Below are 26,416 nucleotides of genomic sequence, written 5' to 3'. Positions count from 1 at the left end.
GATGATTAATTTAGTTAATTAATCTAATTATTTATAAATAGTATGATATAGATAATAAATGTTAGCTTTCAATAAGTTAACCATGTGAAATTAAATTAAAAAAAACTTATTATTAAAACGCAATGACACGAAGAACATTATATATACAGTTCCTAAACTGGAGATTTACTTCATGCGTTTTAATAAAACCACACTGGCAATTCTTCTTGGTTTGAGTCTGTCCCAGGGTGTTGCCCAAGCCGCGCCTGTGCTCTCTTTAGATAACACCCATGCAGAAAGCATCGCAGCAACCAATAATGCCTGGGTTGAAATCAATACCACGACTTTCGAAAATAATATTCACACGCTGCAAAAGAAACTGAATAAAGGCACCAAAATGTGTGCGGTTTTGAAAGGCGATGCTTACGGTCATGGTATCGATCTGCTGATGCCATCCATCATCAAAACTGGCGTACCTTGTGTAGGCGTCACCAGTAATGAAGAAGCCCGCATCGTGCGTGAAAGTGGCTTTAAAGGACAATTGATACGTGTCCGTACGGCTGACATTACTGAAATCGAAAGCACTCTGGGCTATGACATGGAAGAGATGATCGGCGATCTGGATCACGCCCAGGCTATTGATGACCTGGCCAAAAAACACGGTAAAGCCATTCGCGTTCATCTGATGCTGAACACAGGTCTTATGAGCCGTAATGGTTTGGAAATGAAAACGGAGCAGGGCAAGCAAGAAGCTTTGAAAATCGCTCAGTTATCTAACCTGAAACTGGTTGGTATGATGAGCCACCATGCATTCACCGATACGGATGCAATCCGTGACAGCATTAAAAACTTCAAAGAACAAACTTCCTGGCTGATCAAAACAGCAAATCTGAACAGGGACGAAATCACGCTGCACGCATCAAGCTCTTTTGCATCACTGAGCATTCCTGAAGCACAGTTCGACATGGCACGCGTTGGCAGTGCGCTGTACGGCATTCTGACCACGAGCTACCCAGAATTCAAGCCCTTGATTCAAATGAAAACCCGTGTTGCTTCTGTTAAAACCTATCCTAAAGGTAATGGTGTCGGTTACGACAACACGCACATTCTGCAACGCGATTCCAGGCTCGCTAACTTGCCGGTTGGTTTCTCTGATGGCTTTAGTTCTGCCATGTCAAACAAAGCTTACGTTCTGATCAACGGTCACCGTGCCCCGGTTGTCGGTAGCGTTTCCATGAACACCGTGATGGTCGATGTGACTGACTTGCCGGAAGTGAAGAGTGGCGATGAAGTGGTTATTTTCGGTAAACAAGGTAACGACGAAATCACCCAGTCTGATATTCAGAAATGGGGAGGAATGCATGTTGTTGAGCTTTCTTCCATTTGGGGAGAAACCAACCCACGTATCGTCACGACAGGTTTATAATCTACCGTTCAAAATGATGGCAGACTGTTCTTTTTTCCATGACGGATAAGCCGTGTTTCATTAACAATGCAAAACAGTTCGTGATCATGATCTCTTTATTTTCGTGGCAGAACAGCCTAATATCATTTTAATCACTTTGAAAATGACACCCCCCTCCTTGCGATGTGGGGTGTTATTTTATATTGAGCCTAATTTGGAGTGTGGTATGAAAAAACCTAAAATCATTATCAATGAATTGGATGCCGAGCGTTTAGATTCTCTGTTGGAACAACCTGCTTTTGCCAATACCCGCATCGCAGAAGCCTTGAACGAAGAGTTGGATAGAGCCGAAATAGTGGCTCCGGTAGATATCCCGGCCGATGTTGTCACCATGAACAGTGAAGTTCGCTTTATTGATCTGGGCAGTGATGAAGAGCGTGTTCGTACACTGGTCTACCCTGCTTCCCTGCAAGACAGCACCAAACATCTGTCCGTCATGGCGCCTTTGGGGGCCGCTCTTCTGGGCTTGCGGGTGAATAATGAAATAACATGGACATTGCCAAACGGTGAAACAACCCGCATAAAAGTACTAGAACTACTTTACCAGCCCGAAGCGGCGGGCGAGTACCACCGCTAATTTCCAGCCAGCTCAGTGACACCAAACTGGCTGCTGTTGATTGAGTATCCCTACTGACCGGCGATACTCATTTCCGGCAGTAACACCGAACCACACTGAATATTACTACGTGTTTCGATATCATCACCAATTGTCACCATATTCGCCCACATATCTTTCAAATTGCCTGCAATGGTGATCTCACTGACAGGATATTGGATCTCGCCATTTTCAACCCAAAAGCCGGATGCGCCGCGAGAATAATCACCTGTCACCGCGCTAACACCCTGCCCCATCAGCTCAGTGACGATCAAGCCCGTACCCATTTCACGCAACAAGCCAGTAAAGTCCAGACCCTGACCCGCAATACGCCAGTTATGAATTCCACCTGCATGGCCCGTGTTCACCATTCCCAATTTACGGGCAGAATAGGAAGTCAGTAACCAAGTCTGCAAAACCCCCGCCTTAACAATATCACGTGGTATTGTACGCACGCCTTCACTGTCAAATGGCGTTGAAGCTAGCCCACGCAATAAGTGCGGCTGTTCTTCAATCGTCAGCCATGAAGGCAAGATCGGTTTGCCCAGGCTATCCAACAAGAAGGAAGATTTACGATAAATGCTGCTACCGCTGATCGCGCCAACCAAATGACCGAACAACCCCGTAGCCACCTCCGCAGAAAAGATAACTGGCGCTTTCATCGTTGGTAATTTACGCGCTCCCAGACGCGAAAGCGTACGACGTGCGCACTCTTGCCCCACCCACTCAGGCGATTTCAACCCGTCAAAATGGCGGCTCACGGTATAAGCATAATCGCGTTCCATATTGCCATCTTGTTCGGCAATCACACAACTTGACATAGAATGACGACTTGAGCAGTAGCTTTGCAGCATACCGTGGCTATTACCAAACACCCGAATACCATAATGGCTGTTGAAACTTCCGCCTTCCGTATTAGTAATGCGCTCATCTGCCTGCAATGACGCCTGTTCAGCACGGGCTGCCAACTCAATCGCTTTATCTGCATCCAGATCAGCGGGATGGAAAAGATCCAACTCAGGCGCTTCGAATGCCAATAACGCTTTATCGGCCGGGCCAGCATAAGGATCAGGCGAAGTATAACGCGCAATATCAATGGCGGCCTGCACAGTACGGGCTATCGCTTCTGGGCTGAGATCGGTTGAGGAAGCGCTACCTTTGCGCTGCTGGTGATAAACCGTGATCCCCAACGCGACATCACTGTTAAACTCAACATTTTCGACTTCACTAAAACGAGTGCTGACGCTAATCCCCGTCGTTTTATTGACCGCGACTTCCGCAGCATCACTACCGGCTTTCGCTAACTCCAGCGCATGGGCAACCGCCTCTTCCAGCAGCTTGCGCTGTTCCGCGATTTGTTGATTAGTAACTCTCATTAATTAACCGTAATCCAATGAAGTAAAGGGAGAATTTGTCAGAAAAAATGCCTGCTTCCGGTTCATGACACGAATGTAGAGTGGTAATCAGGCAATTTTCCCAGTTACAATACACAATATTAGGATGTTAACACCCACCGGACGATAGGTCATGCTCCAAAACATACCTTATCCGGCCTTTTTAGAAGGAAAACAATTATGGCAATGCAGCCTGAAGATTGGCTCGACAATTATCCTGCTGAAGAGGAAGAAGAAGAGATAATCTGGGTCAGTAAAAGTGAAATCAAGCGGGATGCTGAAATACTGAAAAAGTTGGGAATGGAACTGGTTGAACTGAGCAAAAATCAACTGGCGCGAATTCCACTGGATGAAGATTTGCTGGCAGCTATTGAGTTGGCACAGAAAATCAAACGGGAAGGACGCCGCCGTCAATTGCAATTAATTGGCAAACTGTTGCGTGCCCGCGATCCTGAGCCAATCACTACGGCGTTGGATAAACTGAAAAACCGTCACAACCAGCAAGTCATTGTGTTACATAAACTGGAAGAACTACGTGACAAACTGCTCGAAAATGATGATGCCTTTGACGAAGTCATCGCACTGTATCCACATACTGATCGCCAGCAACTTCGCTCATTGGTTCGTAATGCGAAAAAGGAAAAGGCCGCTAACAAGCCACCTAAATCCTACCGTCAAATTTTCCAGTATTTGAAAGAATTATCGGAATCCGCCTAGCCCACCGTTACCGCCATTTCGTTAAGAATTGGCGGTCATTTCGGCAGTTCAAGGCATCCCGACAACATCCCAGCAGAAGAAAAAACTCAATCTATCACATTAAACCGCCATTCCCCTTCCAGCTCTTCTTCGGCTTCTTCTAACAACAATATTAATGCCGCAAAGCGCGTTCTTTTTTGCGGCGTCACGTGGATAATATTCATCTCAACAGATAACTGAATATAGCCAGGGTTGATAGCCCGCAACACGGCTCTGCTCAGTCAGAACATCAATCTGTTCTTTCTCTGAGTTGGCAAAGGCGGTATCTATGCGATCTATTGCTCAAGACATTATCAGGCGGTGCCACCTACGGTCAGGCTATCCAGTTTCAACGTTGGCTGACCAACACCCACGGGGACACTTTGGCCTTCCTTACCGCAAACCCCTACACCGTTATCGAGAGCCAAATCATTTCCAACCATTGAGATCTGCTGCATAGCTTCAATCCCCGAACCAATCAAGGTCGCACCTTTTACTGGCCTGGTGATTTTGCCGTTTTCAATCAAATAGGCTTCAGAGGTTGAGAACACAAATTTACCCGATGTGATATCCACCTGACCGCCACCGAAATTCGGTGCATACAGCCCACGATCCACACTGGCGATAATTTCTTCTGGTGTGGAATTCCCCGCCAGCATATAGGTATTAGTCATACGTGGCATCGGCAAGTGGGCATAGGATTCACGGCGGCCGTTACCGGTCGGAGCCACCCCCATCAAGCGAGCGTTGAGTTTATCCTGCATGTAGCCTTTCAAAATGCCATTTTCGATCAGGACATTGTATTGCCCCGGAACGCCTTCATCATCAATCGCCAGTGAACCACGGCGACCTTCAAGGGTGCCGTCATCCACCACCGTACACAGTTCTGAAGCCACTTGTTGCCCAACCTGACCGGAGAAAACAGAAGTTTCGCGGCGGTTAAAGTCCCCTTCCAGACCGTGCCCCACCGCTTCATGTAGCAGAACTCCCGGCCATCCAGCACCCAATACGACAGGCATAGTACCCGCAGGCGCGGCAACCGCTGACAAGTTGATCAGTGCCATGCGAACCGCTTCACGCGCAAACTGCTCTGCCAGGATCTGACCATTTTCAGTACGCAGGAAATATTCGTAACCATAACGAGCGCCACCGCCACTACCGCCACGCTCTCGCTTACCGTCTTCTTCCACCAAGACACTGACAGAAAGGCGTACCAATGGGCGAATGTCTGCGGCCAATGTACCGTCTGTCGCCGCCACCAGCACTTGTTCATAAACCCCGGTCAGGCTGGCACTCACTTCCTGCACCCGGGGATCTTCCGCCCGTGCAATTTGATCAAGGCGATGCAACAAAGCAATTTTGTCTTCCCGGCTCATGCTCTGCAAAGGATCAATGGCCGGATAAAGTGCCTTATGCGTCACGGCACCTAACGTGTGCGAAATGCCATTGCCCGCGTCCCGTACGATGCTGCGTGCAGCCTGAGCGCTTTGCTGTAACGCATTTAAGGTAATTTGATCTGCGTAAGCAAAACCCGTTTTTTCTCCGCTAATCGCGCGAACGCCCACGCCTTGATCGATATTATAGGAACCCTCTTTGATGATGCGGTCTTCCAATACCCATGTTTCATGATAACTGGCTTGGAAATAGAGGTCGGCATAGTCCAGACGACGCTCCGACAATTGACCCAGTACCGAAAATAAGTCTTGATGATTCAAATTATTAGCAGCCAGTAAATGTTCACTGACATAAGTTAAACTCATAGTGATTACTCTTTTATCTTAATTTGTATTCTTTTTTATCAAAGAAGTCAGTTGTGGACGGAAGCGATTGTGTTTCACCACTTTTATCTGCTCACGCATGTGAGTCAAGCTCTCCCGACGAATATTAAGCTGTAATGCGCTGACGGCCAGAGGATTTTTCTTGATAATTTCTCCCCAGCCACTAACCGCCATTGTGTGTCCCCATGTCCTGCGAGTGCCATGTACACCAACCTGAGCAGGTGCCAGAATAATACATTGATTCTCAATGGCACGGGCTTTCAGCAAGGGTTCCCAATGCGCCTTACCCGTCAAGCGGGTGAAAGCCGCAGGGACGGAAATAAGCTCCGCACCCTGTTCACGCAATGCCTGAAAGAGTCCCGGAAAACGCAGATCATAACAGATAGCCATCCCCAGGCGACCAACCGGCGTATCAACAACAGTAATATGCTCCCCACGCTGGTAAATAGTCGATTCGTTATAGGCGCTGTGTTCGTCGTTGATATTGGCATCAAACATGTGAATTTTGTCGTAACGGGCCAGAATTTCTCCCTGATCATCAAACAGCAGGCTACTACTGGTGATACGAGTAGGATCTTCTCGACTGACCAGCGGCATAGAGCCAATCAGCAGCCAAACACCGTAACGTTGCGCAATTTCGCTCACAGCTTGTTGCAATGGCCCATCGCCCTGCATTTCTGCATGTGCGCGGTAGGTATCAGCATCAGCGAACAACAGGGCATTTTCAGGTGTCAGAACCAGTTTTACTGTCTCTGGCAATTGCTTAATCTGCTGTTCAATTTGCGCTAGATTATGTTTGACATTCGTACCACTGCATAATTGTAAAAGTGCAACATTAGCATTTCTCATGACCCTTTATTCTCCTTAAGCTGACGTAAAACTTCATCAATTTTAGGCTGTTCAAGGCTGCCCGTTAGCCGATAGCGAATGACCGATATTTTGCTCCATAGGGGCCTCAGCACTTTTGTCGCAGCAAAAATTGCGGCGCCGGCCACCGGATTAACGGCAAAGGCCGTTGCGACGCCCACCGTTGTCGAAATTTCTGGCGTGATGACCAGTTCCATATTGATCTGACGATGAACTAAATCTGTCCGCCCTGTAGCATTAATGTCCGCTGCCAATCCATCAATGAGAAAGTTATCGGTATATATGACGCCATTTTTTATCGTCGCGTCACCACGAATGGAATCAAAGTTGAAATCATTACTGAATGTGTCACTGAAATCCAATTGTAATTTACGCAGCAACGCATCAAAGCTGATAAGCCGGAATAATTGCCCGGCCCTGCCACCGCCCAGTTTGGCGATAGCCCCTTTTTTCATGTCTCCCGTCAGCGTGCCATTCAATGTCTTGAGATCTGGCTGCCACGGGACATTGTGCCATTTCAAATTGAAATCAAATTTGAAAGGCGCATCCACAATCGGAACGATAAAGCCCAAATAAGCGGCCATATCATCGAATTTTTCGCCTGATAACTGACCCTTGATATGGCTATAACTTCCAGTATGGTTTTCATACCAACGCCCGGATAATGTCAGGTTTCCGGCGCTGTTTTCCATCTGTCCACTGGTCAAAACCAGAGAATCACCTTCTGGCTTGATCGAGCCAGATACTTTGCCGAGTTTTAATCCAGCCACCCAGCATTCTGCGCATTTAACATCCAGTGCAGGCCAATTGTTCAAAGCATAATGGGGAACGGGCACCTTATCTGACATTAACTTTTTGTCATCAACCGACGGATCTGTCGCAAACAGAGGATCGTAATAAAGATAATTGATTGATGCCTGCATCAGCTTATGCTTTGCAATCAGGAGGTTGCCATTAATTTCTTTCCCCTTTGCACGCACGGTTACTTCACTGTTTTGTTGCATGACATTGAATGTGAGTTGATTCCAACGCTGTCCAGCAAGATCCAGTGCGGGCAATGAAATTTCAACTATGTCTGGCCACAGCGAACCATTCTCTTTCGAGGGCTTCCAATGCAGCAGTTCAAGCAACGACAATAATTTTTCACCCTCAATGGCAGGCAAGTTTAAGGCCAGCAATGATTTTTTCGGCAGAACAGGAATACCCATGTTATCGGTCTGAAAAATACCTCGCTGCAATTTGGCATGAGCTTCTTCCAGATTCCACTGCGTATTGAATGCATATCGCTTGCCCATTAATCCTTTGAGCTGGAGCTGGTTCATATCACCTTCAGCATGGAGATTAACCTTATGCCATTCCCGCAGAGATCCTGTGTCCAATATGGGTAATTGACTGTTCAAATGAGACAAATCTGCATTAACTGCAACACGGTATTTGACGTCACTTTCTGATTCACCAGCAGGTATCGTCACATTGACATCTCCCTGCCAATTCAGCGTTCCAGATAGCTTGTTACGGATCTCCGTCGGAAGTTCCGGTAATGCCTTCGCCGCCCAATGTGAGTTCAGTTTTACATCAACCTGATAATGTTTTGCCAAGTCTTGGGTAGAAAACTTCAGGGACAAAGGATTTCCCAGCCAGTGAGCAGACAATGTCTCACTGTTTAACTTGCCATTGTCAAAGCGAAATTTGCCATTGAGATGCGTCATCTCGCTATTTAATGGTTTAATGAACAGATGGGTATCTTTCAGCGCCACTTCTCCGCTCGCCACCACTTTGCCATGCTGCAAGGGAATATCTATATGGAGCTTACCATCCACCCGACCGTTAAGCTGTAAGTTCTCGAGGGCGCTGCCAATCGAACCTGCCATCGGGCTGTGGTTGAAATAATCATGGATACTCTTTCCGTCTCCAGAGAGCGACGCATCAATAAACAGCTTATGCTTACCGTAATCCGGGATCACTGCCGAGACGTGATTCGCTTCCACTTTTCCCAAATACGCTTTCTGTGCCAGCATCCACAATCCGTTATTCTGGAAATTCAGATCGATATTCAAATCAAACAGCGCCGGCCAATCGGGTTGGTATTGAAAGGTGGCATGGCGCAGCGGTACAAATACCTGAAATTGACCGTTGTTCTGTTTAAACGGAAAGTCATGAGGATCACCCTGAAAAACCAAAGTCGCATTATCGACCTTTCCCTTAATCAAGGAGGCGGTCAAATAGTCTGTCAGGGCGCCTCCCATCAGTGGCTTGGGAAAATAGCGCCAGGCTTCCCCCAGATCATCGACTCGAACTCCCGCTAACATGGCTAAAACGGGCGGTTTGCTGTGAGGTTGTAGGTAATGGAAATTCCCATTGATCCACAGCGATTTGGCCTGCAAATCTAGCCCCTGGCTCCAGATTTCCAGGCCATTGTGACCCTTTCTCCAGGATACCTGCCCTTCGCTGCGGGTCATCTCAAGCGGAGCCTGAAACATATTGCCATAATCAATGGTGCTGTTTTTCAGTGCAAGATTGAGCTTTCCCCACTGTTTATTTCCCTCTAAGCTGCCACTGAAATGGTTGATTGAGGGCAGTTCCTTCCAACGTAACCAGCTTACATCCTGCCATTTCAGGCGAATTTCCATGTCATCAGGAAGCGCTGGCGTGATATCGAAGGAAAAATGGTCAATCATCCCCTTTGGCCGCCGATGCTGCCAATCCTTGACCGTATCCGGTGTCACAAAAGAGAGCATCGGTAGTATCCCGTTTAAATATTCAAGCTGAATATTTTCGGCACGAATACGCCAGTGATCATTACCCTGATATTGCGGTGACTGCTTAACATACAGTGTCGCTAGCTTCCCTTCAGGCCACTGTTGCTCATCAGTTTTCAGGCTTGCCAGATTGGGGACTTCAAACAACCACCCTTCGCCCTGGCGACGCATCTGCACAAGGAAATCACGCACTTCAAGCCGATGTTTTTCATTTTCGACATGCCAATTGGCGCCACCGTGCCTAAGCTGCATACGTCCACTATCAATCCGCCCATTCTGCAAGGTGATCCAACTGGCTAAACTGAAATGGGCATTATCCAACCCTGTATTATCCCTTAACCAACGGCTTAACCACAGCCGCATGTCGATATCATCGGCCTGCAAATAAACGGTGCCATTATCCAAAATCCCATCGCTATCTTTCAGGTCAAGCTTCACCTGAATAATACCTTCTTGCCCATTAATCGAAGAGAGGCTTACGCTGCCTTGTGCCCGATGGCGGTTGCCTTGATTCAGCCACGTTAGCTGTGGTAATAGCAAATCGGCTTTTTCACCCGATGGCGTCAAAAAGGTCAATCGGCTGTCATGTAAATCAAAATGATTGAATTGTTCAAGAAACAGGGTGGAGAGACCATCCGGCTGGGAAAACCTGTTTTCGCCCTCTGCGCCAAACAGCGCTTTATCGTAATTGACCTGAAGCTGGTAAAAGGCGAGATCACGAAAATGCCAGCGCCGTTGTAACAGTGAGCGCCAGACATCCAAAGAAAGCATCACCTTTTTGGCGTGAATATCGACATCTGCCGTTTTTGCGCTGATATCGCGGATTTCCAGACTAGGGCCAAAAGGCTCCCAATGACCTTTTATGTCGCCAATATTGACAGGAATGTTTGTCACGTCAGCAATTTTTTCGACTAATTGCTGACGATATTCATTGATGTGAGGCAGGAAGAAACGCAACCCGCTGACAAGCAAAGCCACAATGATAATGACTATTGCGGCTGTCGCTAATAGTATCCCCGGCAGTCGCTTCACACATTTCTCCTTGGTTGCAGCACTATTTCTCTGCAAGCCAGTTTTCTACAAACTGTCTTCTACAGACTCGCTCTTACAAATTAACTGAGTGTGTTACATCATAATGATGTCAAATTTCTCCTGACTGTAACGCGGTTCCGTCTGCACTTTGACCTGTTTACCCACAAAAATTTCCACCTCGGCCAATGCGTGGGACTCATCCCCATTCAGGGCATCACTTACGGCTGGCGAGGCATAAACCAGAAAACGAGTGGCATCAATTGCATGGTTGACGCGTACAATTTCACGCAAGATTTCATAACAGACGGTTTCGACGGATTTTACCGTGCCACGCCCCTGACACGTTGGACAATGATCACACAAAATATGTTCGATACTTTCCCGTGTACGCTTGCGCGTCATCTCCACCAAACCCAATTGTGAAAAACCATTAATGGTGGTTTTCACCCTGTCTTTGCTTAATGCCTGTTCCAAGGAAGCTAATACACGGCGACGGTGTTCTTCATTACCCATATCAATAAAATCAATGATAATGATCCCCCCCAAATTACGCAGCCTTAATTGTCGGGCGATCGCCTGTGTTGCTTCGATATTAGTATTAAAGATAGTCTCATCTAAGTTGCGATGCCCAACAAAAGCACCGGTATTAATATCAATTGTCGTCATGGCTTCTGTCTGATCAATAATCAGATAGCCGCCTGACTTTAATTCCACCTTACGTTCCAGCGCCCGTTGAATTTCATTTTCCACGCCGTACAAATCAAATATCGGTTGATTTCCCTGATAATGTTCCAGTTTAGCGTTCATTTCAGGAATATATTCATCAATAAATTCCTGCAATTGGAGAAATGTTTGGTGGGAATCGACCCGAATGCGATCAAGGGAAGCGCCAACAAAATCCCGTAACACACGTTGCGCCAGCGCTAATTCACCATAGACCTTGTTTTTGGTGATATTGCGTTTCTTACGTTCAATCACTTTACTCCACAGGCGCTTTAAAAATGCCGCATCTTGTACCAGCTCTTCTTTTCCCACCCCTTCAGCGGCCGTGCGGATAATAAACCCCCCATACTCATCACAATACTCCGTAACGATGCTTTTCAGGCGCTCACGCTCTTCTTCGCTCTCTATGCGCTGTGAAACACCAACATGCGATGCTCCCGGCATAAACACCAAATAACGTGACGGTAAGGTAATATCCGTTGTCAAACGGGCACCTTTTGTCCCCAGAGGATCTTTCACTACCTGAACCAGTAAATCCTGCCCCTGACGCACCAATTCAGCAATATCCCTGACATGAAAATTTTTCCGCTCTTCACCGGCAATACATTCCGTATGGGGCACAATATCCGAAGCGTGCAAAAAAGCGGCTTTCTCCAGCCCAACATCGACAAAAGCCGCCTGCATACCCGGTAAAACCCGACTCACACGCCCTTTGTAAATGTTTCCGGCAATGCCCCTTTTGGCTTCCCGCTCAATATGAATTTCTTGTAAGATACCGCCATCAATATAAGCAACCCGCGTTTCGGACGGTGTTATATTGACTAATAACTCTGCTGTCATGAATAGTCCTTCCCATCAGCTAACGCTAAAAATCGTGTGATTAATTCATACGTTTCCACCAGTGGTAAGCCGACAACAGCGTGGTAACTGCCATTAATTTTTCTGACAAAACAACCGCCTTTACCTTGAATGCCATAAGCGCCGGCTTTATCCATTGGCTCCCCAGTGGCAATATATTCCTGTATTTCCCGTTGGGACAACTGGCGGAATATCACATCTGTAATGACTGTCTCACACAAGGTATGTTGATTGTTCGATAAAGCAACAGCCGTCATGACCTGATGGCACTGACCAGACAAAGCGTTAAGCATTTCCACAGCGTGTTGCTGATTTCGCGGTTTTTCCAGAATTCGGTTATTCAATACAACAATGGTATCAGCCCCCAGAACGGGGTAAGCATGTGGTGCAATGGCTACGCCAGCCAGAGCTTTCTCTCTGGCTAATCGAGTAACATAGTGCTGTGGAGACTCGCCTGCACACCATTTTTCTTCGACCTGAGATGCCAGGATTTCAAAATTAAAATCCAATAATTCCACCAGCTCACGCCGTCTCGGGGAGCCAGAAGCTAAGTAAATGGTTTTCATCGAGAATAATCCTTAGGAGTCTACCCATCAGCTATTTTTTGTTATATACCTTTGCTTTTTAAATACAGAAACCCACTTTAACGGACTGAAAATTGCCGACGGATTTTCCGCATTAATAAGAATAGCCAAGGCCAGAGAATACCATTGATCACCCCGCTCCAGAACACTTCAGGATGAAAGAGGGTCTTTAGTAATAGAGCATGGACCAGGAAAACACAGAGATTCATCAGTGTCGAAAGACCGACCACAACCAGGGCTTGCTGCCAAAGCGCCATATTGCGGATAAGCTGGAATTTGAATGCAACCAGAAAACTGATAATGCTAAATGCCAGAGCATGTGCTCCCAAAACACTCCCGTGCAACAGGTCAGTAATAATCCCCAAGACAAAGCCCGTACCAACACTGACACGATGGGGAAGCGCAAGCAACCAATAAACTAAGCACAGCATCAGTAAGCTAGGCCGAAACATAAAAAACTGCTCCGGCCACGGCATAATCTGTAGCACTATTGCAATCAGGAAAGATAACCAAATGACCCAGCATCCTTGGCTATGATATTGACTCATTGACGATTTCCTGTAGCTGGTAATGACGGTTTTTCCGCTGACGCTTCTGCTGATTTTGGTGCCAGCAACTGCGGTGACTCATTTGATGGATTTGGCAACACTTGCGGTAACATCTGCATCAGACGTTCATTAGCAGCGCGGTATACTTCTGAAGGCGGCGATGGTTCAGAGGGATCATTACCCCCCCCCCACAATAGGAGTAAATAGCGCAAGCGCCGCAATTCAGCCAACGGACGGGCACGAATGACCGCATGCGCCCGCTGGTTATCAATTTTGACAGAAGAGACGACAGCCACAGGATAACCTTCAGGAAAACGTCCTCCCAGCCCCGATGTCACCAATACATCACCTACGCGGATATCTGTATCACTGGGTAAAGGCTCCAGCAGGAGATCATCCGTACACCCTGCTCCACCAGCGATAACACGAATGTCATTACGCAGCACCTGCACAGGAATTGCATGTGAGGGATCGCAAATCAACAATATCCGGCTGCTCAACTGGCTCACGGCTGTCACTTGACCCACAACACCGCGATCACTGATAACCGGCTGCCCTTCGTACACGCCATCCTTCGCCCCTTTATCAATGACAATTTGATCGCGGTATGGGTCCATTCCCCCGGAAATCACCTGCGATACCATCATGTGTTCATCATGACGCAGCGGCGAACCCAGCAATTCACGTAAACGGGAATTTTCTTGTTTCAGTTGCCCCAACAGCAGTAATTTACTGCCCTGTAAACGCAATTCATTACGCAAGGTGCTATTTTCCAGCTCAAGATGATTGCGACTCACGAAAGATTCCGAGATGCTGTCCAAAAACTGACGCGGCCCGTTGGCAAGAAAATAAAAAGGACTCACAGCCGTATCCATGTAGCTACGGACTTTATTGAAAATACCAAGGCGACTGTCTACCACCATCAAAATAATGGCAATAATGATAGCAAAAAAGAGTCGTAGTTGCAGAGAAGGCCCTCTGCTAAAAATCGGCTTCATAAATGGCGTATTGTCGAGCTGTGTTGTCTCATAAATGATAAAACTCCGGCACAATCAGCAAGGAGGTTCCAATAAAACACGTTCACCTCCCAGCTCGCAGAGTTACTTTCAGTCTTCGCTGAACAGATCGCCACCATGCATGTCGATCATCTCCAGCGCCTTGCCACCACCACGGGCAACACAGGTCAGTGGATCTTCAGCAACAATGACAGGAATGCCGGTTTCTTCCATCAGCAAACGATCAAGATTACGTAGTAACGCACCGCCGCCAGTCAGCACCATACCTCGTTCAGAAATATCAGAGGCCAATTCTGGGGGGCACTGTTCCAGCGCGACCATCACAGCGCTCACAATACCCGTTAATGGTTCTTGCAGAGCTTCAAGAATTTCATTGGAATTCAAAGTAAAGCTGCGCGGCACACCTTCGGCAAGGTTACGACCACGTACTTCAATTTCATGTACTTCATCCGTTGGATAGGCAGAACCAATGCCATGTTTGATGCGTTCTGCCGTTGCTTCCCCGATCAGAGAACCATAATTGCGGCGAACATAGTTGATGATGGCTTCATCAAAACGGTCGCCGCCAATACGTACAGAAGAAGAATAAACAACACCATTAAGGGAAATAACCGCAACTTCAGTGGTTCCCCCACCAATATCAACGACCATTGAACCTGTTGCTTCGGAAACCGGCAAACCCGCACCGATAGCCGCCGCCATAGGCTCTTCAATTAAAAAGACTTCCCGCGCACCTGCACTTTGGGCGGATTCACGGATGGCACGACGCTCAACCTGAGTCGCACCGACAGGCACACAGACCAACACGCGCGGACTTGGACGCATGAAACTGTTATTGTGAACCTGCTTGATAAAATGCTGTAGCATCTTTTCAGTAACATAAAAATCAGCAATCACCCCATCCTTCATAGGACGAATAGCGGCAATATTACCCGGAGTACGTCCCAGCATCTGTTTTGCTTCCAGCCCTACTGCTGCAACGCTTTTTGGTGAGCCGGCTCTGTCCTGGCGAATCGCAACGACAGAGGGTTGATCCAATACTATTCCTTGGCCTTTGACATAAATAAGGGTATTGGCAGTACCCAAGTCAATGGACAAATCGTTGGAAAACATGCCACGAAATTTCTTTAACATAACGAAAGGATAATCCTGCAAGCTGGGGACGGAGATTTTCCGTCTACTCTACCAACCACATGAAGCAGCGACAAGGCGCATAATTAACTACTTTTACTACTTCAATAAAAGTGGCCACGTTATTCACATCGGAAATACGATATTCTACGTTACTTTTCTCTAACGGAGCAGAAAAAAACTGCATAAAAATGGGTTAATTCAGCTAATACACCAAAAAACACCATGACAAAGAAAGTCCCACGGCGAAATAGTTGATGAATTATAAAAACAATAGATGAATTTGGTGAGATATCACAACATTGTTGCCACCCATTTCAGTCCATCAGCTTTTATCTATACTCGATAAACTTCAAGCTACAACCCGCCAGACGACGCAAGGCCTTATATTTCCCTGCTGCGCGGGAAAATATAACACGCACCTTGAAGTTGGATTGGTATATATAGGCTTTATCTATATTGTAGTAACGCAAAATTGTAATGATGCAAAATTGTGGTAATACCCGCATCGTGGTAATGCTAAACAGGTAATAATGTCAGCCAGATACCTATCAAGAGAGGATGATCATGAAAGCTTTATTACTGGAACAACACGAAACATTATCAGCATCTATTCAAGATATTGATGTATCTCAATTACCCCCGGGTAATGTGGTTGTTGATATCCATTGGTCAACACTCAATTACAAAGATGCCCTTGCCATCAGCGGCAAAGGGAAGATTATCCGCCAATTTCCGATGGTGCCAGGGATCGATTTTTCGGGTGTTATCCATCACTGCGAAGATCCCCGTTTTCACGTCGGACAACATGTTTTGCTGACCGGCTGGGGCGTGGGAGAAACGCACTGGGGTGGGCTGGCAGAACAAGCGAGAGTATCAGGTGAATGGCTAACCCCCCTACCACACGCACTAAGTCTCCGACAAGCGATGATCATCGGCACGGCGGGTTTTACTGCCATGTTATGTGTCATGGCGTTGGAACAAGGGGGCGTCACACCGGAAAGCGGAGAAATTGTCGTAACGGGAGCCAGTGGTGGCGTTGGCAGTACGGCAATAACCTTACTGTCACAACTGGGTTATTCCGTCACAGCAATTAGCAGCAAACCCGACAGTCAAGATTACCTGATCTCGCTGGGCGCGAAAGCGGTTTTGCCCGCCAGCGACTTCAACCAGCCATCACGTCCATTAGAAAAACAACGTTGGGCCGGTGTGATAGATACCGTTGGTAGCACGATATTGGCTACCTTGCTGGCACAAGTGCGTTACAACGGTACAGTCGCCGCCTGTGGCATGGCAAGCGGCAGTCAACTCCCCACCAGCGTCATGCCGTTTATTCTGCGTAATATTCGTTTACAGGGCGTGGAATCTGTCACTGTTCCGGCTTCGGAGCGCCCTGCCATTTGGCAGCGTCTGCAAACGCTATTACCCGGTTCATTTTATCAGCAAGCCGCTAATGAAATTACATTAGAACAGGTGATCGAACACGCCAATAAGTTGATAAACAATCAAATTACAGGCAGAACCGTGGTGAAAGTGCGCTGATAAGACCAGTATTTAGCTGCTAAATGCCACGATATGTTTATAATGTCGGGCTTTATCGCCAAATTTACAATTCTAGCTATCAGAAAGAGATGACAAACCGTTGACATCGAGTTATCTTGGTCGATTGTTGACAGATTGCCGGAGATACCCGCACAATGGCAGACAAGTTTCGCATTTTACTCTTGAATGGCCCTAACCTGAACCTGTTGGGAACACGAGAGCCAGAGACCTACGGCAAGTTAACGCTGGACGACATCGTTAACAGACTGTCAAAAGAAGCGCTACAATCGGGCGCTGAATTATCCCATCTGCAATCCAACGCAGAATCTGAACTGATTGAAAGAATTCATTCTGCGCGGGGCAATACGGATTTTATTTTAATCAACCCTGCGGCATACACGCATACCAGCGTGGCATTGCGCGACGCACTTCTGGCGGTAGGTATCCCATTTATTGAGATTCACCTTTCCAACGTGCATGCCCGCGAACCATTCCGCCACCATTCCTATCTTTCCGATATTGCCGTCGGCATCATCTGCGGATTGGGGGCGGATGGTTATAGTTTCGCATTACAGGCAGCGGTCAACCGCTTGTCAACATCCAACTAATTGACTTAAAAGTACGGAACCACACTCATGGATATTCGTAAGATAAAAAAATTGATCGAGCTGGTTGAAGAATCTGGCATTTCTGAATTGGAAATTTCTGAAGGTGAGGAGTCAGTGCGCATCAGCCGGGTCACGACACCCGCAGCAGTGCCTGTAACTCAGCAATATATTTCTGCACCCGCCCAGCAGCCAGTGCAGGCCGCTGCGCCAGCCATCGCTGACAAACCGGCTGAAATCAGCGGCCACACAGTTCGCTCTCCAATGGTTGGTACGTTCTACCGTTCCCCCAGCCCGGATGCGAAAGCTTTCATTGAAGTCGGCCAGCATGTTAATCAGGGCGAAACCCTGTGCATCGTTGAAGCGATGAAAATGATGAACCAGATCGAAGCCGACAAAACTGGCGTAGTAAAAGCGATTCTGGTTCAGGACGGTCAACCTGTTGAATTCGACGAGCCACTGGTCGTCATCGAATAACAAGGCGCACCCCATGCTTGAAAAAATTGTCATTGCTAACCGCGGTGAAATTGCACTGCGTATCCTGAGAGCCTGTAAGGAACTTGGGATCAAAACTGTGGCTGTGCACTCTGCGGCAGATCGTGACCTGAAGCACGTCCTGCTGGCGGATGAAACCGTCTGTATCGGCCCAGCTGCCTCAGCGAAAAGTTACCTGAATATTCCTGCCATTATTTCTGCGGCGGAGATTACTTGTGCACAGGCAATCCATCCGGGTTATGGCTTCCTGTCTGAAAACGCTGACTTTGCCGAGCAGGTCGAGCGTTCTGGCTTTATTTTCATTGGTCCGAAAGCGGACACCATCCGTTTGATGGGGGATAAAGTTTCCGCTATCAACGCCATGAAAAAAGCGGGCGTCCCTTGCGTACCTGGCTCTGATGGCCCATTGGGTGACGATACCGAGAAAAACAAGGCCATTGCAAACCGCATCGGCTATCCGGTGATCATCAAGGCCTCGGGCGGTGGCGGCGGTCGTGGGATGCGCGTCGTACGCTGCGACAAAGATCTGGAACAATCCATCGCCATGACCCGCGCAGAAGCCAAAGCCGCTTTCAACAACGACATGGTCTACATGGAGAAATTCCTTGAAAACCCACGTCACGTTGAAATTCAGGTTCTGGCTGATGGTCAGGGCAATGCACTCTATCTGGCTGAACGAGACTGCTCCATGCAGCGCCGTCACCAGAAAGTCGTGGAAGAAGCGCCAGCACCGGGCATCCCACCAGAACTGCGTCGCAGTATTGGTGAACGTTGTGCCAATGCCTGTATCGAAATCGGCTACCGTGGCGCGGGTACATTTGAGTTCCTGTACGAAAATGATGAATTCTACTTTATCGAGATGAATACCCGTATTCAGGTTGAACATCCCGTGACGGAAATGATCACTGGCATTGACCTGATCAAGGAGCAGCTGCGTATCGCCTCGGGTTTACCACTGTCTGTCAAACAGGAAGATGTCGAAATCAAAGGCCATGCGATTGAATGTCGTATCAATGCAGAAGACCCGAAAACCTTCCTGCCAAGTCCGGGCAAAATCACCCATTTCCACTCACCGGGTGGATTTGGTGTGCGTTGGGAATCCCATATCTATGCGGGATATACCGTACCGCCTTATTATGATTCTATGATCGGTAAGTTGATCACTTACGGCGAAACCCGTGAAGTGGCCATTGTGCGGATGAAGAACGCACTGGCTGAGTTGATCATTGATGGCATCAAGACCAATATCGATCTGCAACTGGCAATTATGGATGACGAGAACTTCCAGACAGGCGGAACCAATATCCACTATCTGGAGAAGAAACTCGGCTTGCATGATAAGTAAGGTTTCTGTGACGCTTATTTAGCATTTGTTGCTTTGAATAAAATCCCATCTTTTACAGGTGGGATTTTTTATAGTTTCATATGGCTAAAATTCCCCCCATATTGTTTCATGTAAATTACCCGGAGAACGAATGGACGGACGATTTGTTCAATCCCACAAAGAAGCACGCTGGGCGATATTCCTGACGTTGGCTTATCTTGTTGGCTGGCTACTGTGTGCTTATTTACCCAGTGATGCCACCGGTTTAACTGGATTGCCCCGCTGGTTTGAACTGGCTTGCCTGCTGCTACCTGCCTTATTTATCATCCTCTGCTACTTGATGGTGAAGTTTATATTCAAAGACATTCCACTGGAGGATAGTGATGCAAAGTGAAGTCATTCTGCCTCTCGTGGGATATCTGGCATTGGTTTTCATACTCTCAATCTATGCTTATCGCCGCCGGCAAACCGGTGAATTCTTAAGTGAGTATTTTCTCGGCAGCCGTTCAATGGGGGGGTTTGTATTGGCAATGACCATTACAGCAACCTATATCAGTGCCAGCTCATTTATTGGTGGCCCTGGTGCCGCTTATAAGTATGGTATCGGTTGGGTATTGTTATCACTGATCCAACTGCCCGCAATATGGCTCTCACTTAGCGTACTGGGGAAAAAATTTGCGATCCTCGCCCGCCGTTACAATGCGGTCACCCTCAATGACATGCTATATGCGCGCTATCAGAGCCGATTTCTGGTCTGGTTTGCCAGTATCAGCCTGTTAGTCGCCTTTATCGGTGCCATGACAGTTCAATTCATTGGGGGTGCTCGTTTGCTGGAGACAGCCGCTGGTATCCCTTACGATACGGGATTGCTGATTTTTGGCGTTTCCATTGCCCTCTATACCGCATTTGGCGGTTTCAGAGCCAGCGTCCTCAATGATGCCTTACAAGGGCTGGTGATGCTGCTGGGAACGGCATTATTACTGACCGGTATTATCTACAAAGCCGGTGGATTGTCAGCCGCAGTGACGACACTGCGCACGATTGACCCCAATCTGGTTTCCCCATATGGCGCTGATCATATCCTCACCGGGCCATTTATGGCGTCTTTCTGGGTACTGGTTTGCTTTGGTGTCGTTGGGCTGCCACACACCGCCGTGCGCTGTATCTCTTATAAAGACAGTAAAGCAGTTCATCGCGGTATTGTGCTTGGCACGATCATCATGGCATTCCTGATGTTCGGTATGCACCTTGCCGGTGCCCTTGGCCGAGCCATCATTCCTGATCTGACGATCCCCGATCAAGTGATCCCAACGTTAATGCTCACGGTACTGCCTCCTGTTGCTGCCGGCATTTTTCTGGCTGCGCCAATGGCGGCAATTATGTCGACTATTAACGCCCAACTGCTGCAATCTTCGGCCACTATCGTCAAAGATCTCTATCTGAATCTGTTTCCACAGCAGATCAGTCAGGAGAAAAAACTGTCACGCATCTCCAGCTACTCCAGCCTATGTTTAGGCGCATTACTGCTACTGGCAGCATGGCACCCCCCTGAGATGATTATCTGGCTGAACCTACTGGCATTTGGTGGACTGCAAGCCGTTTTCCTCTGGCCACTGGTTCTGGGATTATATTGGGAACAAGCCAATGCCTCAGGCGCGATCAGCTCAATGCTGGCAGGTGCGGCAAGCTATACCTTGCTGGCAACTTTCAATCTCCAGCTTTTGGGTTTCCACCCCATTGTGCCATCGCTATTACTGAGTTTACTGGCATTCTGGATAGGAAATAAATTCGGCGGGATTGGCTCTAAACGATTACCTTTCACACAATAACGTGATTCACAAAACGAGAATTTTTTATGCCTTGGATACAATTAAGACTAAACACCACGGGACAACAAGCGGAAGCGTTAGGCGATGAGCTTATGGCAAGTGGCGCAGTATCAATCACCTTTCAGGATAGCCACGATACGCCTATTTTTGAGCCTCTGCCGGGCGAAACGCGTTTGTGGGGGGATACCGATGTTATCGGTCTGTATGACGCTGAAATGGATATGAACGCGGTTGTCAGCCAATTGGAACAACGTCCACAACTGGGCAAAGGTTTTATCCACAAAATTGAACAACTGGAAGATAAAGATTGGGAGCGAGAGTGGATGGATAACTTCCACCCTATGTGCTTCGGTAAACGTCTGTGGATCTGCCCCAGCTGGCGCGAAGTACCCGAACCCGACGCCGTCAATGTTATGCTTGACCCTGGTATGGCCTTCGGAACGGGTACTCACCCAACGACCTCCCTTTGCCTGCAATGGCTGGATGGCCTTGACCTGACAGGTAAAACGGTAATCGACTTCGGTTGTGGCTCAGGCATATTGGCTATCGCAGCCCTGAAACTGGGCGCGAAACATGCCATCGGTATTGATATCGACCCACAAGCCATTCAAGCCAGCCGGGATAACGCTGAACGCAACGGTGTATCTGACCAATTAACCCTCTTTCTGTCTAAAGATCAACCTAAAGACCTCGAATGCGATATCGTGATTGCCAATATTCTGGCGGGTCCTCTGCGCGAACTGGCGCCTGTCATCGGCTCACTGCCTAAATCGGGTGGATTATTGGGCTTGTCCGGTGTTCTGGCCAGTCAGGCGGAAGGCGTTGCTCAGGCCTATAACAATGAATTCATTATTGATCCGATAGCCGAACAAGAAGATTGGTGTCGCATCACAGGGATTAAAAAATAATCACCTAATGCCTATTGAAAAGCGAGATTATCCACTAAAATGATCACCCAAGAGGTTAATTGGTGGTAATCCGCTCTCTTTATGATTAGAAATATAAGTAATAACAAATTTCAGCAATAAAATGTAACTATTTGTTATTTAACAATAATCAACCAAGTTTAAAAAAATCAACTGGAAAAAATCCGTTATAAATGTCGATTAGCTCAAAGTTTGGCCTTTCATATCTTGTGAAAAATGCGTAATATACGCGCCCTTAGTCACAGTTGACCACTCTTTCTTCGTCTATGCGTATCGGACAATACCAGTTGAAAAACTGTCTTATTGCAGCCCCTATGGCTGGCATAACAGATCGCCCGTTTCGATCTCTTTGCTACCAGATGGGTGCAGGAATGACAGTCTCAGAAATGCTTTCTTCCAATCCCCAGGTTTGGAAGACGGATAAATCACGGCTGCGTATGGTTCATAGCGACGAACCCGGAGTGCGTTCTGTACAAATAGCCGGTAGTGATCCCGATGAAATGGCGGCGGCAGCGAAAATTAACGTCGCTAATGGCGCTCAGATCATCGATATCAATATGGGGTGCCCAGCTAAAAAGGTGAATCGTAAGCTGGCAGGCTCTGCATTACTGCGTTATCCGCAACTGGTTGAAAAAATCCTGTCTGCGGTCGTCAATGCGGTTGATGTACCTGTCACTTTGAAGATCCGCACAGGATGGTCACCGGAAGAGCGTAACTGTGTAGAAATTGCCCAATTGGCCGAGCGTTGTGGTATTCAGGCTCTTACAATACATGGCAGGACGCGATCTTGCCTGTTTAATGGTGAGGCCGAGTACGACAATATTCGGACAGTTAAGCAGACTGTTGCCATTCCAATTATTGCCAATGGTGACATTACTGACCCGCTAAAAGCCAGAGCAGTGCTTGAATACACTGGGGCTGATGCCCTAATGATAGGCCGCGCTGCTCAGGGAAGACCCTGGATCTTTCGGGAAATCCAGCATTATCTGGAAACAGGAGAAGTGTTATCACCGATGCCACTTGGCGAAGTGCAGCACTTAATGAGCGAGCATATACGAGAACTGCATGACTTTTACGGTCAAGGCAAAGGAGTTCGTATTGCACGCAAGCATGTATCTTGGTATCTCAAGGAACATGCCCCTGATGACCAGTTTCGGCGCACATTCAACGCCATAGAGGATGCCAGCGAACAGCTGGAGGCGTTGAAGGCATACTTCGAAAATTTTTGCGTAAATAAAGAAAAGAGCTGACAGAACTATGTTCGAACAACGCGTAAATTCTGATGTACTAACCGTTGCTACTGTAAATTCACAAGATCAGGTAACTCAAAAACCTCTGCGTGATTCAGTTAAACAAGCACTGAAGAACTATTTTGCTCAACTGAACGGTCAAGATGTTAATGACCTGTATGAGCTGGTACTGGCTGAAGTAGAACAGCCACTGTTGGACATGGTGATGCAATACACCCGTGGCAACCAGACTCGCGCAGCCCTGATGATGGGAATCAACCGTGGTACTCTGCGTAAGAAACTGAAAAAATACGGCATGAACTGATCCTAGTCAGTCAACATGTTGTTGAAAAAGCACTTTCTCTTTTGAGGAGGTGCTTTTTTTATTTCTGAGTACCCCACTGAATACCCCACCAAAAAATCCTCAACATAAACACTCACAGAACAACATGAGAACTAAAGAAAAGTTTCATCGGGAAGCATTAAGATGAAAGTTACAGATGTATCTACAGTAAGAAAATATCCCGTTACAGTTATCTTCTCGGCTATTTTTAAAACAATAAGCTGGTTAATTTATGGTTTCTTTCTGGGATTCCGGTCAAAAAGATCACCGGTCATACTAAAATAACGGCTAGGCCAGATTTCTGAGGGATGTATACCGAGGTAATTTGCAATTATCCATTCGCCTTTAGGCCACGGACGACTGAGTGTATTTGCCAGTGTAGATGAACTGAGTCCCGCTTCACGAGAAACAGCCGCTAAGGTTGTACCACGCTTACGTAATGCAGCAATAATATCAGCTTGATGCCAATCTTTTTTAACGTTATTCATTCCTGCTACCCCTTCCATTAATTAATATTGATGGTGGCGATTCAAGCAAGGTCATCACAACTGGGAGTTACCTTCCAGCGAGGCCGAAGCCTCCCTCACCTGAACCGCCATTGAAAGGGCGATAGCAGACGCACTGGTAGAAAATTCCTACCAGTGGGTAACTCTTTTCAAGGGTGATGATCCTTGGCCTCTGGATTTTGCCAGTGGCGGGGCTACTTTAACTGATTGGTTTAGCTGGTTCAATAAGCGAATCAGTATAAACGATTAACTTTTTTTCGTTACATGTCATTAAATGAGCTAAGACTCCCCCACTACTTCACTCAATGAGATAAAAATATTTCGATTATTCCTTTGGAATCCTTCTTAGCGCGTCATTACGTGACTCAAGATAAATATCTCCAAGAAACATACTCTGTGAAGCTGCATATTTTACAGCCGCACCAGCACCATCAATATTTTTTAATATATATTGTCGAGCTTTATAGGCAGGTGATATTCTTTTATTAACATCAGACCACCATTCATCATCATATCTTTTGATTATTTTTTTCTTTATTCTTTGAATATATTCTGTTCTATTAGCTCCGTCGTAAGACGCCAATAAACTAGCCCAAATCATCTTCATATGAATAGGCAATGGATCATATTTCCGTTGAATTAATTCTTCTCGTATATCTGGATGTAAGAGTAAACTACCATCTGATATTTTACGTTTTATCCATAAACGTCTAGCTGATTCACAAACATGCTCTGCTTCTTTTTTTTCTAAAAATTGTACGTGAACCATCCAAGTTTCAAAATTATCTATAAGAGATAACTTTCTTATTAGGTCTTGATATTCTCCAATGTTATTTTTGCTATACATGTTTGTTGCCTTTTTTCACTAAATGAAACTCCTAGTATTCAATATCTTTCAGGCCGATACCAGTAAAACCAAGCAATAACACTGAGTATTTTTTAGACATATCAAAAGCATAGATAAGAATTATCTATATCCCATCAAAGCTATCCAACCGCTGCTGTTGTTCATCACTTAAGGTAAATGCAAAGTCTTCATGCTCGACTTGCCATGTGCCAAAACTCATCAGGAACGCGATTGCAGGGTCTATCTTATTCGCAGATTTCTTTTTATTCGGTTTGATGTTGGCGTTGGCGTCTGTTTCCATCACCACATTGGCTATCGCCCACGCGAGTACCGGATCGCCGTTGTGACGAATGACCTTGCGGTTAACGAAGACCTCAGCCGATTTTGCCACCGGACTAAACCGCATATAGGTTTGCGGGAACGGCTCAACATCCAGCCCCGCGCCCTGTAATTGGGTGCGTAGATGTGTGGCGTTCCATGTGTCGAAGCCCACCAGTTTGATATCAAAGTGCTGGCTGTCTCTGAGAATATCATCACGGATACGGTCATAATCAATGCAGTCGCCTGTGGTGGTGCGTAACCAGCCCATTCGCGCCCATTGTCGATAGATTGCCCGGTTCTTATTCGCCGGGTTCTGTAGCTGCACTTCCGGCAGATAATGGCGGGTCAGTAATAATAGTTCGTTATCCACCGGGAATGTATAGCAAATACTGGTGATATCGCCCGTGGAAGATAAATCTAGCCCGGCGTAACGGTATAGCCACCGTCTGCCGGGACGCCTGTAGACAACGAGCGAGTTTCGCCAGTCAGAATATAACTGCGCAGCTCGTCGAACTGTTTTGCTTCATCGGTAGATAGTGAGCGCTTTTCGTCTTCCGCTTTGATGAGCAGTGAACACATCTGGGTAGTCAGTTCAGCTTTCTGTTGGCGTAGTTCGAGTAGTTTTTTCATGGTGTTTTTCGGAATAGTTATTTTCTTTAAAACACTATTTAACACCGTGAAAAATAATAAGAAAGCCTCTGTGATTTAGAGGCTAAACAAGGGAAAACATGAAGACAAAATATTTACAAAAAAAATCATTTACACAATGACAAATTTTTTACGTAGGTTGTTGGTGACATCCACGATATTTTATCACATGTGACATAACCATCGCTTTTTAACTTGTAACTAACACACAAAGAAACAGGAAAGCTAATAATAAATGATGCAATCATCAACCTACTCAGGTATTTGACAATTACCCAGGGCAAGATCACGAATGTTTTTTAGTCAAAAATAAACAGGTTGCTTCGAGTAAAGAGCT

Annotated in this window: 24 protein-coding genes and 3 pseudogenes; 12 read left to right on the top strand and 15 right to left on the bottom strand. The window is 46.8% G+C overall.

Annotated features, from left to right (window positions below):
- Nucleotides 1-172: 172 nt before the first annotated feature.
- Both alr and rnk read left to right on the top strand, forming a co-directional pair.
- Nucleotides 173-1,405: an alanine racemase gene (gene alr / locus AAY47_RS08280; RefSeq protein WP_047768736.1), complete on the top strand. Its 1,233-nt coding sequence runs from the start codon at nucleotides 173-175 to the stop codon at nucleotides 1,403-1,405.
- Between the two features lie 205 nt (nucleotides 1,406-1,610).
- Complete coding sequence (gene rnk, locus AAY47_RS08275) at nucleotides 1,611-2,021, top strand: nucleoside diphosphate kinase regulator (RefSeq protein WP_047768734.1); 411 nt, start codon at nucleotides 1,611-1,613, stop codon at nucleotides 2,019-2,021.
- 50 nt (nucleotides 2,022-2,071) lie between these two features.
- Here rnk and pmbA read toward each other — a convergent pair whose 3' ends face one another.
- Nucleotides 2,072-3,415, bottom strand: coding sequence for a metalloprotease PmbA (pmbA, locus tag AAY47_RS08270; RefSeq protein ID WP_047768732.1), 1,344 nt, complete (start codon nucleotides 3,413-3,415; stop codon nucleotides 2,072-2,074).
- Between the two features lie 198 nt (nucleotides 3,416-3,613).
- Between pmbA and yjgA the strand changes: the two genes are divergently transcribed.
- Entirely contained in the window at nucleotides 3,614-4,150 is a 537-nt protein-coding gene (gene yjgA / locus AAY47_RS08265) for a ribosome biogenesis factor YjgA (protein ID WP_047768730.1), read from the top strand.
- Between the two features lie 86 nt (nucleotides 4,151-4,236).
- Here the strand turns inward: yjgA and AAY47_RS21960 are convergent, their stop codons facing one another.
- The 9 genes from AAY47_RS21960 to mreB form a co-directional block, all read right to left on the bottom strand.
- The gene (locus tag AAY47_RS21960; RefSeq protein ID WP_235428320.1) at nucleotides 4,237-4,398 is read right to left on the bottom strand and encodes a hypothetical protein; all 162 of its coding nucleotides are present in this window, start codon (nucleotides 4,396-4,398) and stop codon (nucleotides 4,237-4,239) included.
- Between the two features lie 84 nt (nucleotides 4,399-4,482).
- Complete coding sequence (gene tldD, locus AAY47_RS08260) at nucleotides 4,483-5,928, bottom strand: metalloprotease TldD (protein ID WP_047768728.1); 1,446 nt, start codon at nucleotides 5,926-5,928, stop codon at nucleotides 4,483-4,485.
- A gap of 18 nt (nucleotides 5,929-5,946) precedes the next feature.
- On the bottom strand, nucleotides 5,947-6,795 hold the full coding sequence (gene nit1 / locus AAY47_RS08255) for a deaminated glutathione amidase (protein WP_047768726.1): 849 nt from the start codon (nucleotides 6,793-6,795) through the stop codon (nucleotides 5,947-5,949).
- Nucleotides 6,792-10,604, bottom strand: coding sequence for an AsmA2 domain-containing protein YhdP (yhdP, locus tag AAY47_RS08250; RefSeq protein ID WP_047768724.1), 3,813 nt, complete (start codon nucleotides 10,602-10,604; stop codon nucleotides 6,792-6,794). The genes nit1 and yhdP overlap by 4 nt, the downstream gene beginning before the upstream one ends.
- Nucleotides 10,605-10,697: 93 nt before the next feature.
- Entirely contained in the window at nucleotides 10,698-12,167 is a 1,470-nt protein-coding gene (gene rng, locus AAY47_RS08245) for a ribonuclease G (RefSeq protein ID WP_047768722.1), read from the bottom strand.
- Nucleotides 12,164-12,751, bottom strand: a complete 588-nt coding sequence (locus AAY47_RS08240) for a Maf family protein (RefSeq protein WP_047768720.1) — start codon at nucleotides 12,749-12,751, stop codon at nucleotides 12,164-12,166. The genes rng and AAY47_RS08240 overlap by 4 nt, the downstream gene beginning before the upstream one ends.
- A gap of 77 nt (nucleotides 12,752-12,828) precedes the next feature.
- Nucleotides 12,829-13,317: a rod shape-determining protein MreD gene (mreD, locus tag AAY47_RS08235; RefSeq protein ID WP_047768718.1), complete on the bottom strand. Its 489-nt coding sequence runs from the start codon at nucleotides 13,315-13,317 to the stop codon at nucleotides 12,829-12,831.
- A complete protein-coding gene (gene mreC, locus AAY47_RS08230; RefSeq protein WP_047768716.1) occupies nucleotides 13,314-14,315 on the bottom strand; it encodes a rod shape-determining protein MreC in 1,002 nt (333 codons plus the stop codon). The genes mreD and mreC overlap by 4 nt, the downstream gene beginning before the upstream one ends.
- Before the next feature lie 108 nt (nucleotides 14,316-14,423).
- Nucleotides 14,424-15,467, bottom strand: a complete 1,044-nt coding sequence (mreB, locus tag AAY47_RS08225) for a rod shape-determining protein MreB (RefSeq protein ID WP_047768715.1) — start codon at nucleotides 15,465-15,467, stop codon at nucleotides 14,424-14,426.
- A gap of 564 nt (nucleotides 15,468-16,031) precedes the next feature.
- On the opposite strand from mreB, the gene AAY47_RS08220 reads away from it, so the two are divergent.
- From AAY47_RS08220 to fis, 9 genes are all read left to right on the top strand, one after another.
- Entirely contained in the window at nucleotides 16,032-17,006 is a 975-nt protein-coding gene (locus AAY47_RS08220) for an oxidoreductase (protein WP_047768712.1), read from the top strand.
- A 155-nt stretch (nucleotides 17,007-17,161) separates the two neighbouring features.
- Nucleotides 17,162-17,614 carry a type II 3-dehydroquinate dehydratase gene (gene aroQ / locus AAY47_RS08215; protein WP_047768710.1) on the top strand — a complete coding sequence of 151 codons (453 nt, stop codon included), beginning with the start codon at nucleotides 17,162-17,164 and terminating at the stop codon, nucleotides 17,612-17,614.
- 27 nt (nucleotides 17,615-17,641) lie between these two features.
- Nucleotides 17,642-18,088 (top strand): acetyl-CoA carboxylase biotin carboxyl carrier protein, encoded by a 447-nt coding sequence (gene accB, locus AAY47_RS08210; RefSeq protein ID WP_047768708.1) that lies wholly within the window; start codon nucleotides 17,642-17,644, stop codon nucleotides 18,086-18,088.
- 13 nt (nucleotides 18,089-18,101) lie between these two features.
- A complete protein-coding gene (gene accC, locus AAY47_RS08205; RefSeq protein ID WP_047768706.1) occupies nucleotides 18,102-19,451 on the top strand; it encodes an acetyl-CoA carboxylase biotin carboxylase subunit in 1,350 nt (449 codons plus the stop codon).
- A 130-nt stretch (nucleotides 19,452-19,581) separates the two neighbouring features.
- The gene (locus AAY47_RS08200) at nucleotides 19,582-19,824 is read left to right on the top strand and encodes a YhdT family protein (protein ID WP_047768703.1); all 243 of its coding nucleotides are present in this window, start codon (nucleotides 19,582-19,584) and stop codon (nucleotides 19,822-19,824) included.
- Nucleotides 19,814-21,259 (top strand): sodium/pantothenate symporter, encoded by a 1,446-nt coding sequence (gene panF / locus AAY47_RS08195; protein ID WP_047768701.1) that lies wholly within the window; start codon nucleotides 19,814-19,816, stop codon nucleotides 21,257-21,259. Before AAY47_RS08200 ends, panF begins: the two co-directional genes overlap by 11 nt.
- A gap of 26 nt (nucleotides 21,260-21,285) precedes the next feature.
- Nucleotides 21,286-22,167, top strand: a complete 882-nt coding sequence (gene prmA / locus AAY47_RS08190; protein WP_047768700.1) for a 50S ribosomal protein L11 methyltransferase — start codon at nucleotides 21,286-21,288, stop codon at nucleotides 22,165-22,167.
- Nucleotides 22,168-22,451: 284 nt separating this feature from the next.
- Nucleotides 22,452-23,435 carry a tRNA dihydrouridine synthase DusB gene (gene dusB, locus AAY47_RS08185; RefSeq protein ID WP_047768699.1) on the top strand — a complete coding sequence of 328 codons (984 nt, stop codon included), beginning with the start codon at nucleotides 22,452-22,454 and terminating at the stop codon, nucleotides 23,433-23,435.
- Between the two features lie 7 nt (nucleotides 23,436-23,442).
- Nucleotides 23,443-23,739, top strand: a complete 297-nt coding sequence (gene fis, locus AAY47_RS08180) for a DNA-binding transcriptional regulator Fis (RefSeq protein WP_010847912.1) — start codon at nucleotides 23,443-23,445, stop codon at nucleotides 23,737-23,739.
- 248 nt (nucleotides 23,740-23,987) lie between these two features.
- Here the strand turns inward: fis and AAY47_RS08175 are convergent, their stop codons facing one another.
- From AAY47_RS08175 to AAY47_RS20560, 5 genes and pseudogenes are all read right to left on the bottom strand, one after another.
- Nucleotides 23,988-24,245: a helix-turn-helix domain-containing protein gene (locus AAY47_RS08175; protein WP_047768697.1), complete on the bottom strand. Its 258-nt coding sequence runs from the start codon at nucleotides 24,243-24,245 to the stop codon at nucleotides 23,988-23,990.
- A gap of 343 nt (nucleotides 24,246-24,588) precedes the next feature.
- Nucleotides 24,589-25,110, bottom strand: coding sequence for a hypothetical protein (locus AAY47_RS08170; RefSeq protein WP_047768695.1), 522 nt, complete (start codon nucleotides 25,108-25,110; stop codon nucleotides 24,589-24,591).
- A gap of 124 nt (nucleotides 25,111-25,234) precedes the next feature.
- Nucleotides 25,235-25,861 (bottom strand): annotated as a pseudogene (locus tag AAY47_RS08165) (terminase TerL endonuclease subunit); the annotation flags it as partial.
- Nucleotides 25,855-26,061, bottom strand: a pseudogene (locus AAY47_RS08160) (phage major capsid protein); the annotation flags it as partial. The pseudogenes AAY47_RS08165 and AAY47_RS08160, both read right to left, overlap by 7 nt.
- Before the next feature lie 125 nt (nucleotides 26,062-26,186).
- A pseudogene (locus tag AAY47_RS20560) lies at nucleotides 26,187-26,354 on the bottom strand (DUF1240 domain-containing protein); the annotation flags it as partial.
- Nucleotides 26,355-26,416: the final 62 nt, after the last annotated feature.

Origin of the sequence: Xenorhabdus griffiniae, assembly GCF_001028135.1 — a bacterium.
Lineage (GTDB): Bacteria > Pseudomonadota > Gammaproteobacteria > Enterobacterales > Enterobacteriaceae > Xenorhabdus > Xenorhabdus bakwenae.
Note: the sequence above shows the minus strand (reverse complement) of the source record. Positions and strands in the feature narration are given on the sequence as shown.